Raw genomic sequence first — 11,597 nt, forward strand, 5'->3', positions numbered from 1 at the left:
CGTATTTATTTAACAAATATTTTTTTTTGCTGTTTTCGGAGATAAAAATGAGCAAAAGGCAACACTATACAGTTACAGGCGGAGCCGGATTTCTCGGTTCACGACTCTGCGAAAAACTGCTTGAACAAGGACACGAAGTATTGTGTGTAGATAACTTCTACACAGGGCAAAAATCTAACATCATAAAAATGATGGACAGCCCGTACTTTGAAATGATGCGACATGACATAACCTTCCCCCTTTATCTGGAGACTGATAACATATTTAATCTGGCTTGCCCTGCATCGCCGATTCACTATCAGTTTGACCCTGTTCAAACGACTAAAACATCAGTCCACGGAGCCATCAACGTACTTGGGCTGGCAAAAAGAGTTAAGGCTAAAATTTTTCAGGCATCTACTTCAGAGGTTTACGGAGATCCTGCATGCCATCCTCAAAAAGAAGACTATTGGGGCAATGTAAATCCAATAGGACCAAGAGCCTGTTATGATGAAGGCAAAAGATGCGCGGAAACACTTTTTTTCGATTACCACAGGCAGCACAAATTACGCATTAAAGTTGCAAGAATATTCAATACATACGGCCCGCGTATGGCTGTGAATGACGGGCGTGTCGTTTCAAACTTTATTGTACAGGCTCTAAAAAACGACCCCATCACTCTTTACGGCGACGGGTTACAGACCAGATCTTTTTGTTACATAGATGATCTTATTGATGCCTTTCTTAAAATAATGGATACAGACGATTCTTTCACCGGACCGGTTAATCTCGGAAATCCTCGCGAGTTTACAATCCGCCAACTTGCAGAAATTATAATCGAGATGATCGGATCATCGTCAAAAATAGTATTTAAACCGCTACCGGAAAACGATCCGTGCCAGCGAAGCCCGGACATAACCCTTGCACAAAAAACAATCGACTGGACTCCTTCCACTCCGCTTGAAGAAGGACTTAAACCGACCATCGCTTATTTCGAAAATATTTTAAGCAAATAAAAAAAGCCCGTCTTGATCACTCAAGACGGGCTTTTTTTGTATACTCAGTAAAGGTAAATTACTCGGCTTTAAAAATACCGGACTTACCACCTTCTTTATAAACAAGACGGCAATCAGTAATAACAACATCCTTTTGAACAGCTTTGCACATATCATAAATGGTCGCAGCTGCAATTTGAACAGCTATCAACGCTTCCATTTCAATTCCGGTTTTACCGGTTGTTCGAGCTTCAGCCTCAATTTCAATGAGATGATTCTTGTCATCAACATTAAACCGAACATCTACATAACTGATTGCCAAGGGATGGCATAGCGGGATTAATCTATGAGTTTCCTTAGCTCCCATTATTCCGGCAATCTTTGCGGTGTTCAAAGCATCTCCTTTAGGGAGAGCATTTTTCTGCAACATTTCAAAAGTTTTCTGATTCAGAAGAACTTTTCCTTTAGCGACAGCCTTACGAATAGTATCTTTTTTAGCTGAGACATCTACCATTACGGCATTTCCATCAGCGTCTAAATGGGAGAATTCACTCATTTTTTAATCACCCATCACCTTGTCTTTGGCTTTTTTAAAAAGTTTTTTTACTTTTTTCATGGGCTTTTCTTCCTCAAGAGCTGCAAACTGTTCTAGAAGTTCTTGCTGCTTATGACTGAGATTGGTTGGAGTCTTGACCTTAACTTCAATCAGAAGATCACCTTTATGTGAGCTTCCTAAATAAGGAAGACCTAACCCTCTAAGCTGAAAGACTTCACCGCTTTGCGTTCCCTTAGGGATGTCCATATCAACTGGTTCGTCAAGAGTTTGAATACTCATTTTATAACCCAATGCGGCCTGAACAAAAGTAATCTCAGTGGTCAGAACAAGATCCTGTCCCTGACGTTTGAAAACTTTATCCGGCTGCACAGTGATAACGACATACAAATCACCGTGTGGCCCACCGTTCAAGCCGGCTTCACCTTCACCGCGCAGACGAAGCCTTGACCCGTTATCTACACCGGCGGGGATACGAACATTAAGATTTTTTTCTTTACGGACATATCCGGCTCCGCGACAGGCGGAACATGGGTTAGTGATAACCTGTCCACGACCGTTACACGAAGGGCACGGTACAGAAATCTGGAAAAATCCCTGACTCTGTACAACTGAACCTCTACCGCCGCAGTGAGCACAAGTTTCAGGAGATGTGCCGGGAGCAGATCCGCTTCCGCCGCATTCCTCGCAAGTATCCGTAACAGGGAGAGTCAGCTCAACTTCGGTTCCCTTAGCCGCATCGCGAAAAGAAACTGTGAGATTATACCTGAGGTCTGATCCAGCCTGCATGCGTTTACCGCCCTGCCCCTGACTGAATCCGAAAATATCTCCGAAAATATCTCCGAATGAACCGAAGATATCTTCCGAAGATTTAAACCCACTAAACCCACCATTCACCCCGTCGTGCCCGTAGCGGTCGTAACGACTTCTTTTTTCGGGATCACGCAGGATTTCATATGCTTCGGCAGCTTCTTTAAACTTGGTCTCAGCTTCATCATCTCCTGGATTACGGTCAGGGTGATATTCAAAAGCAAGCTTGCGATAAGCCCGTTTTATTTCACCTTCCTGAGAATCCCTTGAGACCTGTAGAATTTCATAATAATCGCGTTTAGACATGCTTATTCACTATCCGGGTTTGCTCCAGAAAATGTGTGATAATCTTCAGGGATAACTTTACCGGCGGCAATTTCCCTCAAGGCTGTTACAATTTCTTTGTTCTTGGATTCAATAAGAGGAGGATATCCTTCACGGTACTGTTTAACTCTTTTGATGGCCATCTGGACAATAAGGAATCTGTTACCGACTTCAGCCAGACAATCTTCAATTGTAATCCTTGCCATATTATCTCCAAAACGATGGTTTTGCCGAAAGAGAAAATCTCTTTACGACTATTTTCTGAGAGGAATCTGACCTTGCAAATCTTCAAGCAATTTGTTGGATACCTGATAGTATCCGCTGTCATCACCAAGTGAAAGCCAACATAGCCCTGACGGAAGTTCAGGGTCAGTAAAAAACATAACTTTTACAAGCCTGCTGCCATCCACATTCATGAGTTCAAGTTCCATTGCTTTTACAGCTGAACTTGAAAGATCACTAATCGGTTCCGCCTCGAATTTTAATTCATTAAGTCGCCATAAAGACATGTCAATACCCAGCAACGGTTTTCTTTCATCAAGGCTTTCCCAGTTTTTATCAGATTTAATCCCGACAAAAGTCTGATTACCTTGCAAAACACGAATAGAACCAACCTTTCCTGTTTCAACAGAAAGAATGGAACGTTTGCGCATACCGAATGCTGTTTTATTCAACTGATCTACATGTTCTTTACTAAGAACAAAGAAACCATTTTGAACAGTGGAATTTGCTAGATAATAATCTCCATCGCCTTCCACTTCAAAAACTTCAACATTTTTAACACTCTTATCATTAAAAACAACTTCAATATTAAAAAGAAGATTACCAAGTCGGGCTTCAGACTCAGAAATAAGGCTTTTTGCCGGACTTTCCATTAAAGAGTGTAAAAATAAATCTATTTCCCCTGAACTGGACATTTGACCTGTCAAAGTGACAGGATAAGAAAAAACGAATTGGTCTTTCTGACGAACAAGAGTCCATAAAAAAGAGCCGCCGTCACCAAGAGAAATAGAAGAAATATCATTAACACCGCCGGAGAGTAATTGCAGATTGAAATAATACTCTGCAGGAAAATCACAACGACGGACAAAATCATTATTTAAAACGAATAATTCGTTTTGATCCAAAGAATTCACAGCAAAAGCGCCTTCATCAGAAGGAGATCTATCGCCGACAGTCATACTCAAGGCCTGACCGCCGCCCGTTGATATGCGTATTTGCGGAACAAGCAATCCATACTGCTGCCTGGCGTTTCCCGTCATACGCCCGATATATTTTAAAGCCTGTCCCTGAGCTAAGACTTCTAATAAACTCGCAACCTTTGAAGTATCCGCTAAGGGATATTTACTCCAGTCCTGCTGAACAACATCCCAGCCACCAGTTTTACGCACCAGTGAAAAGCAGTCTTTCCCAGAACGGCAGACATCAATCTTATCCACCTGCTGCGACGAAACTGACGGCCAGACAGGCTCAGGACGTAACATTGGAATCTCCGGAGAGCTGAAATAAAAGACTCCGCAGATGATGGCAACCAGAGCCAGAAAAATAAAAAATCTTTTCAGCACAGACCGCACCTTAGGATTAACAGACTTAGAACAGTTTCATCAATGGAGCAATTTACTAAGATAAACGAAATTAACTTGCATGTCAATTTATTTTGAGGCAAAGTGCCCACTTCTTTCTAGGAAAATCATTATTCAGTGATAGACCTAAACTAATTCTTAAATAAAATCAGTTTTTCTTTCTAAATTGTCCCGCAAACTGATTCGGAGTTTTCAAAATGCCCAAATGGGGAAAATTAAGCTATGCACAAAAAAAGACGGTTTCTACCGTGGGCATGCTTATGCAAAAAACTGAAATGGTTCACGACGGAGCTCGCATCGGAGTTGCAGTTTCAGGAGGAGTTGACAGTTTTGTACTGATCAAAACCATGCTTATCAGGCAGGCCATTATACCTATAAATATAGAACTGATGGTTCTTCATGTTAACCCCGGTTTTGATCCAGACAGCCACCATCCGCTCACCGACTGGTGTATTGAAAACGGAGTTCCCTCACATATAGAACTCACAAATTATGGACCGAGCGCTCATGGTCCGGAAAACAGAAGCAAATCGGCCTGTTTTTTTTGCAGCAGACTGCGGCGCAAAAGACTGTTTGAGTTATGTGATCAGTACAGCTTAACGCATCTGGCGATTGGGCATACTGCAGATGATCTTGTTACTACATTTCATATGAACATGGAACAAAATGGAAGAATTCAAGGCCTTTCAGCGAATGAATCTTTCTTTAAAGGCAAGCTCCATATGATCCGCCCGGCTCTTATGCTCGAAAAAAAATTCATTAAAGCGGCAGCCCGTCAATGGGAATTACCCATCTGGAAAAACAACTGCCCATCCAACGATGCAACCAAACGAAGCTATATTTATGAACGTCTCCAAGAAGAGTGGAATAAGAATCCTGTCACTAGAAACAACACTTTCAACGCCTTAAGGCGTTGGCAACTTGACTTAAACATGAAAAAGCAATAACAATTCTCAGAATTCATTACGCCTTTTACTCAGAGATGAATGTAACCTCATAAATAAACAGGCCGACGGAAACAATGCTATTCAAAAAATACCATATTGTTATATTTAAAAATCCTAGCGACAATGCACGCAAATTCCAAATCAGGGGATGGTTGTTTATATCCATCTTTGCCCTGATAGCCGGACTTATTGGCGGCAACATAATGCTCTGGAAATACTACGAAAATTATTCAGGACTAGAATCTAATCTTGCTCATGCTGAAAAGGCTGTCCAAGAACAAAAAGCACAGCTTCTATCTCTTTCTCAAAAGATGATGAATATTTCTCAAGACCTCGACAGAGTCAGAAATTTTGACTCCAAACTACGGGTAATGATCAATTTGGATCAGGAGAATGTTCAAAGCGCAGCTCCGAAAGGTGGTTCTACTGAACCGGATTTTTCAAATAATTACCTTCCGCTTTACCGACAGGAACTTCTTGTACGTAAAATGCATGATTTTCTGGCCCAGCTCAGCACTGAGGCAAAACTGGAAGAAGTAAAACAACAGGAAATAATCCACTCCATGCGCTCCAGACAGGATGCGCTCGATTCAACTCCATCTATCTGGCCCGTTGAAGGCTGGGTAACCTCCCCATTCGGCTGGCGAAGCTCGCCATTTACGGGCAAAAGAGAATATCACAAAGGTTTAGATATTTCCTGCCCTCTCGGCACACCTATATATGCTCCGGCACAAGGTACAATTTCCTTTGTAGGGCTTAGCGGCGGATATGGACGTTTGATTAAAATAAATCACGGCGCAAATCTTTCGACAAGATACGGCCACCTGAAAATGGCAACAGTGAAAAAAGGTCAAGTCGTTACACGCGGCGAGCTTATCGGTTATGCAGGCAGTACCGGACGCTCAACCGGCCCTCACGTTCACTATGAGGTTAGACTTGGCGGAGTTCCAGTCAGCCCGTTGCGTTATATTTTAAATTAAGACTCACTTTTAAGCAGTCTTAAGGCCCGTAAGGAAACTCTCCTGACGGGCCTTTTTATTGTCTGAAAACAGATAACACCGAGAATAAACCCCCGTCTACTCCCCCTTTGATCTATTTAAAGCTTAATGCTAATAAATTTTAAACAATGGGTCTTTTCTTGCAAAGGATGATAAAAAGAGAACAGCATGAATATTTTTCACTTCAGCCCAAGCGATCTTATGAGCTTCTACCTTACCTTCTTCAGGGTAAGTATTGTGCTATTTATGCTGCCTTTCTTCGGAGCCAATTCTATTCCCAATATGGTTAAAGCTGCGCTTGCCATAGTTTTAACAATTGCAATATGGCCTCAAATCTCATTTGATGGATCTCTTATGCCGTCAAATCCATATAATATCGCCATCATGATTTTAGGAGAACTTGTCTTAGGACTGACTCTCGGGATTATTATTAATGTCGTTTTTTCTGCGATACAGACAGGAGGGAACTTCATCGGCGTGCATATGGGATTATCGATGGTCAACGTTTTAGACCCTATGACGGGAGTAAACGAAGCAGTAACTGCCCATTTTTTATATATGTGTTCTATTCTGGTCTTCCTCAGTCTTAACGGTCATTTGTATCTTATTTCAGGACTGGTCGACAGTTTCAAATATATTCCTCCTGGGCAGATTTTTATTAACGAGACCCTTGTCACTCAAATAATGACCATTTCAAAGGATATATTTATCTTAGCCGTAAAGGTGGCTTCACCGATCATCGCCTCAATTTTTGTGGTAGACCTTGCCCTCGCTTTGATCAGTAAGATGGCCCCTCAAATGAACGTGCTGATGCTTGGCTTCCCTTTAAAAATCATGGTAGGATTTTACTTCTTAAGTATGGTATTCACAATTTTATCAATATTTATCGGGGACTTTGTGCACACACTTCCGGCTTACATGCTGAACATCATCAAAGCGGCCAGTCCGCTGGACATTCCTCCTTTAAAATAGGCCGCCATGCAAGACGATCCAAGTAAAACCGAGAAAGCGACTCCCAAGCGAGTAGACAAATCAAGGGAAGAAGGCAGTGTCCCCAAGGGACAGGAAATGGGAAAAACAATGACTCTGCTGGCCGGAGTCATTGCGCTTAAATTCTTGATGGATTTCTACTACAAAGAATTTTATACCCTTTTTCAATGGTTTTTAACCAAGGGCATTTATTTAGAGTTAAATAAAAATTCAGTCTACACACTGTTTATGTGGTGTTCTGAAAAACTTGCAATAATTTTACTCCCACTGCTGCTCTCAATTGCATTTGCGGCATATCTAACCCTTAGACTTCAGGTTGGTAGTTTGTGGTCTACTAAAGTTTTTGAGCCTAAATTCAGCAAAATGTTTAACTTGGTTGCAGGGATAAAAAGACTTCTTTTTGATGTAAAAACATTAGTCAGACTTGCTAAAAGTCTTTTACTGGCAACAGTTGTTGGAATTGCTCCATATATTGTTATTAAACAGGAACTGCCTAACTTTCTGCCGCTTTTTCACTCCGACGCTCACAGACTTGCTACTTTCATGCTTGAAGTCGGATACAAAATGGTCAGCTATACCATGCTCCCAATGATGGTGATTGCCATTGTCGACCTTTTGTATACCCGCTGGGACTATCAGGAAAACCTCAAAATGACTAAAGATGAAGTCAAGGACGAGCGCAAGCAGGCTGAAGGTGACCCGCAAGTCAAAATGCAGATGAAGCAGAAAATGAGAGCAATCCTTCAGCAGAGAATGATGAGTGAGGTTCCTAAGGCTGACGTAGTTATTACCAACCCTACTCACTACGCGATAGCATTGCGGTACGACGCCCTTCAGGCTCCTGCCCCTTTAGTGCTGGCCAAAGGAATGAACAAGGTAGCTGAAAGAATCAAAGAAATCGCCCGTGAAAACAACGTCCCTATCCGCGAAAACAAACCTTTGGCACAGGCTTTGTATAAACAGGTTGAGATCGGTGACGTAATTCCGGAAGAACTGTATCAGGCTGTGGCTGCTATTCTCGCTAAACTTCGAAGGTTCAAGCGTAAATAAAGGGCTAAGCCACCACTTCCACAATTTTCGTCACCTCAATTAAATACCTGAAAGGGGTGTCAAAATCATGGCCGCATCTAAGTCAAAAGCAGTAAATATAAATTATGAGAGATTTGCCAAACATGGAGATCTTCTCTTAGCGGCAGGCGTAGTAATTATTTTATTCGTCATGCTGATTCCGCTTCCCACACTCATAATTGACTTTATGCTGACTGTAAGTATTTCGCTTGGTTTAATCATTCTTATTACATCCATGTTCATGCAATCGCCCCTAGAGTTTTCAATATTTCCATCACTCCTGCTGGTCACAACTCTGTTGCGACTGGCTCTTAACGTTGCGACAACCAGGGCAATTCTTTTACACGGAGATGAAGGTACATCAGCCGCCGGTAACGTTATTCAAAGTTTCGGAGAATTTGTTGTAGGTGGTAACTACATAATCGGTACTGTAATCTTTCTCATTCTTTTTATCCTGAACAAGAAAGTTATCGTTGCCGGTACAACGCGTATTGCGGAAGTTGCCGCACGATTCACCTTGGACGCAATGCCCGGTAAACAGATGTCAATTGAAGCCGACCTTAACTCCGGCCTGATTGATGAAGAAGAAGCTCAGACTCAAAGAACACTGATCCGCAGAGAAGCAGACTTTTACGGAGCCATGGACGGTGCCGGTAAGTTTGTACAGGGAGATGTTAACGCCAGTATGATGATTACTTTTGTAAACATTATCGGCGGAATTTTAATCGGAGTTCTGCAAAAAGGCATGAACTGGTCTGACGCAGCGCAGACATACACACTCCTGACAATCGGTGATGGTCTTGTTTCCACAATTCCTTCACTTATCATTTCTACTTCAGCCGGTATCATCGTTTCCCGCGCAGCAGCTGAAGCCAAGATGGGCGAAGAATTTCTCGGCCAGCTTACTTACCACTCACGCGCTCTTAAACTGGTATCAGCCATACTTGTAATTTTCGGCATAGTTCCCGGAATGCCGACTGTTCCGTTCCTCACTCTTGCCGGAATAGTTTACGCAATTTCCACACTCAATCGTGACAGCGAAGATGCTAAAGATAAGCAGGAAGCAAAGGACAAGAAAGCAAAGGCAGATGTACCCTCTCTGGACAGCCCGGAAGAAGTACAAGCGCTGCTGCCGCTCGATCAGCTGGAACTGGAAGTCGGATACGGACTCATTCCGCTGGTGGACGAAGAACAGAATGGCAACCTTCTTTCCCGTATACGCTCAATACGCCGTCAATTCGCTCTGGACATGGGTGTCATTGTTCCGTCACTGCACCTGCGTGACAATCTCCAACTCAAACCCGGAGAATACCGAGTCCTCATTAAAGGCAACGCTGTTGCCTCAGCTGAGATTCTTATCGATCATCAGCTTGCTATGGACCCGGGTGATGCCAAGCATAGAATCAAAGGTATTGAAACAGTTGAGCCGGCCTTCAATCTGCCTGCCATCTGGATTCCTGACAGTCAGAAAGAAGAGGCAATGCTTGCAGGATACACGGTTGTTGACCCTTCAACCGTCATTGCGACTCATCTTACTGAAATTTTCCGCCGCAACCTTGGAGAATTCCTCGGAAGGCAGGAAACACAGGAACTGCTGGACAACCTTGCTAAGCGTGCGCCTAAAGCCGTTGAAGATCTGGTTCCGAATATTATGCCGCTCGGAACTGTTCAGAAAGTTCTACAGAATCTTGTTAAAGAAAACGTTTCAGTTCGCGACATGCTGACAGTTGTTGAAGCTCTTGCTGACTACGGACCATCAATTCACGACCCTGGGCAATTAACTGAATACGTCCGCTCTCACATGAGCAGAACGATTATCAAACCTTATCTTGCCAGTGATGGCAGCTTACCTATTCTGACCTTTGGTCCGAACGTAGAAGCAACTCTCAACTCGGCGATCAGGACTTCTGAAAATGGAGGTTTCCTTGCTCTTGACCCGGGAGCCGCTCAGCAGTTAATTCAGTCCGTCAGCGCAGCAGCTGAAAATGTACTGAATACTGACGGTCAACCCGTTGTGCTCTGTGCTCCTCAGATGCGAAGCCATTTAGCACAACTGATGGTACGGTTCTTGCCTACAATCCCTATAATATCTCAGGCTGAGATTCCTGCAAGTGTAAGAATCATGTCTGCCGGTACTGTAGAGTTTTAAAAAGGTTGGTAATATGCGGGTAAAAACATTCAGAGGAAACAGCACAGCATCAGTCTTCGCCGAAATCAAAGCTGAATTCGGTGACAGTGCTGTAATCCTCAGTAATAAATCAGTTGAGGAAAGTGGACGTAAAATCCACGAAATCATGGTCGGTGTCGAAGGTCAGGAAGCTCCTGTCCGGGCACAGTCCACCAGAGATGACGTTCTGGGCGATGCTATGAATAATATCCCCGAATGGAATCAGGAATGGAATCAGATTAAAGGCCATATGATGGCTCTTTTAAAGCCTCAAATGAACCTTAATCTCCTTGCTCCCCGCCAACGCCTCGCTCTGGAATATCTTGAGCGTGAAGGAGTTGAAGGCAGGGTTATTATGAGTTTGTTTCATGAGCTTAGACAAGATCCTTCAAAACAGATTCTGCCCGTTCTCGAAAACATAGCACCTGTCTGCTCTTTTAGCGAAGAGAACTGGCCTCAAAAGATTCATGCATTGGCTGGACCGCACGGTGTAGGCAAAACTTCTACAATCATCAGGCTTGCTCTTAAAGAAAAAAAAGATAATCCCGGGGCGCGGATATGCGTAGCGTCAGCGGATCAGGGACAGGGTAAAGGACGGCTTGTGCTGCGCCACTACGCAGACCTTTCAGGACTTGAATTCAAGGATCTTGTGACAAGAGAGGATTTCGCTGCACTGACAGGTGAAAGTCATAAATTTGACAAAATTTTTATCGATCTGCCGGGACTTTCCGCAAATTCGGAACTTGAAAGCTGGCTGGCAGTATGCGGATTGACCGGAACCTGCGATATAGCAGTTCATTTAGTAATGAACCCATATTTTGCTCCAGCACAATACACTGCATTTTTAAAGAAATACAAATCATCAAAACTAAAAAGTATTATCTGGACAAAACTTGATGAATCCTGCTCCTACGGCGCACTTATCAACACATCTTATGAAAGCGGATTGCCCGTGTCCCTGCTGTCATATGGATCCGGATTAAGAAACAGCTTAAAAAGTGCTATAGAAAAAGATTTCTGGAGACTCATCTTCAAGCACCAGCTTCCGGAAAAAGATGAAACTCCATTAGCTAAGGCGGTCTAGTCAGTTAGTTTTGATAAATCAGCCATTTTTGAACAATTTATGGTGCGATACTCGTTGCATAAATTTTGCTACCAACGTAAACAATAGAGATTAAATAAA

The 11,597-nt window shown here is 42.9% G+C and carries 11 protein-coding genes; 7 read left to right on the top strand and 4 right to left on the bottom strand.

Annotated features, from left to right (window positions below; translation table 11 throughout):
* The first annotated feature begins 47 nt into the window (after nt 1–47).
* Nucleotides 48–995: a UDP-glucuronic acid decarboxylase family protein gene (locus tag B9N78_RS16415; RefSeq protein ID WP_085104291.1), complete on the top strand. Its 948-nt coding sequence runs from the start codon at nt 48–50 to the stop codon at nt 993–995.
* A gap of 58 nt (nt 996–1,053) precedes the next feature.
* Here the strand turns inward: B9N78_RS16415 and moaC are convergent, their stop codons facing one another.
* Genes moaC through B9N78_RS16435 form a run of 4 tightly spaced genes read right to left on the bottom strand, consistent with a single transcriptional unit; the run spans nt 1,054 to nt 4,226 of the window.
* A complete protein-coding gene (gene moaC / locus B9N78_RS16420) occupies nt 1,054–1,530 on the bottom strand; it encodes a cyclic pyranopterin monophosphate synthase MoaC (RefSeq protein WP_085104293.1) in 477 nt (158 codons plus the stop codon).
* Between the two features lie 3 nt (nt 1,531–1,533).
* A complete protein-coding gene (dnaJ, locus tag B9N78_RS16425) occupies nt 1,534–2,643 on the bottom strand; it encodes a molecular chaperone DnaJ (protein ID WP_085104295.1) in 1,110 nt (369 codons plus the stop codon).
* Between the two features lie 2 nt (nt 2,644–2,645).
* Nucleotides 2,646–2,867, bottom strand: a complete 222-nt coding sequence (gene rpoZ, locus B9N78_RS16430) for a DNA-directed RNA polymerase subunit omega (RefSeq protein ID WP_085104297.1) — start codon at nt 2,865–2,867, stop codon at nt 2,646–2,648.
* Between the two features lie 48 nt (nt 2,868–2,915).
* Nucleotides 2,916–4,226 (bottom strand): DUF4340 domain-containing protein, encoded by a 1,311-nt coding sequence (locus B9N78_RS16435; protein ID WP_085104299.1) that lies wholly within the window; start codon nt 4,224–4,226, stop codon nt 2,916–2,918.
* A 215-nt stretch (nt 4,227–4,441) separates the two neighbouring features.
* Between B9N78_RS16435 and B9N78_RS16440 the strand changes: the two genes are divergently transcribed.
* From B9N78_RS16440 to B9N78_RS16465, 6 genes are all read left to right on the top strand, one after another.
* Nucleotides 4,442–5,191 (top strand): tRNA lysidine(34) synthetase, encoded by a 750-nt coding sequence (locus tag B9N78_RS16440; protein WP_085104301.1) that lies wholly within the window; start codon nt 4,442–4,444, stop codon nt 5,189–5,191.
* Nucleotides 5,192–5,265: 74 nt separating this feature from the next.
* Complete coding sequence (locus B9N78_RS16445; RefSeq protein ID WP_085104303.1) at nt 5,266–6,171, top strand: M23 family metallopeptidase; 906 nt, start codon at nt 5,266–5,268, stop codon at nt 6,169–6,171.
* Between the two features lie 186 nt (nt 6,172–6,357).
* The gene (gene fliR / locus B9N78_RS16450) at nt 6,358–7,161 is read left to right on the top strand and encodes a flagellar biosynthetic protein FliR (protein ID WP_085104305.1); all 804 of its coding nucleotides are present in this window, start codon (nt 6,358–6,360) and stop codon (nt 7,159–7,161) included.
* 6 nt (nt 7,162–7,167) lie between these two features.
* Entirely contained in the window at nt 7,168–8,229 is a 1,062-nt protein-coding gene (flhB, locus tag B9N78_RS16455) for a flagellar biosynthesis protein FlhB (RefSeq protein ID WP_085104307.1), read from the top strand.
* Between the two features lie 67 nt (nt 8,230–8,296).
* A complete protein-coding gene (gene flhA, locus B9N78_RS16460; RefSeq protein WP_085104309.1) occupies nt 8,297–10,396 on the top strand; it encodes a flagellar biosynthesis protein FlhA in 2,100 nt (699 codons plus the stop codon).
* Nucleotides 10,397–10,409: 13 nt separating this feature from the next.
* Entirely contained in the window at nt 10,410–11,498 is a 1,089-nt protein-coding gene (locus B9N78_RS16465; RefSeq protein ID WP_085104311.1) for a flagellar biosynthesis protein FlhF, read from the top strand.
* Nucleotides 11,499–11,597: the final 99 nt, after the last annotated feature.

Origin of the sequence: Desulfovibrio gilichinskyi, assembly GCF_900177375.1 — a bacterium.
GTDB lineage: Bacteria > Desulfobacterota > Desulfovibrionia > Desulfovibrionales > Desulfovibrionaceae > Maridesulfovibrio > Maridesulfovibrio gilichinskyi.

Coding starts and splice junctions, on each gene's coding strand:
- B9N78_RS16415 (WP_085104291.1), top strand. CDS start 48: ATGAGCAAAAGGCAACACTATACAGTTACAGGCGGAGCCGGATTTCTC.
- moaC (WP_085104293.1), bottom strand. CDS start 1,530: ATGAGTGAATTCTCCCATTTAGACGCTGATGGAAATGCCGTAATGGTA.
- dnaJ (WP_085104295.1), bottom strand. CDS start 2,643: ATGTCTAAACGCGATTATTATGAAATTCTACAGGTCTCAAGGGATTCT.
- rpoZ (WP_085104297.1), bottom strand. CDS start 2,867: ATGGCAAGGATTACAATTGAAGATTGTCTGGCTGAAGTCGGTAACAGA.
- B9N78_RS16440 (WP_085104301.1), top strand. CDS start 4,442: ATGCCCAAATGGGGAAAATTAAGCTATGCACAAAAAAAGACGGTTTCT.
- B9N78_RS16445 (WP_085104303.1), top strand. CDS start 5,266: ATGCTATTCAAAAAATACCATATTGTTATATTTAAAAATCCTAGCGAC.
- fliR (WP_085104305.1), top strand. CDS start 6,358: ATGAATATTTTTCACTTCAGCCCAAGCGATCTTATGAGCTTCTACCTT.
- flhB (WP_085104307.1), top strand. CDS start 7,168: ATGCAAGACGATCCAAGTAAAACCGAGAAAGCGACTCCCAAGCGAGTA.
- flhA (WP_085104309.1), top strand. CDS start 8,297: ATGGCCGCATCTAAGTCAAAAGCAGTAAATATAAATTATGAGAGATTT.
- B9N78_RS16465 (WP_085104311.1), top strand. CDS start 10,410: ATGCGGGTAAAAACATTCAGAGGAAACAGCACAGCATCAGTCTTCGCC.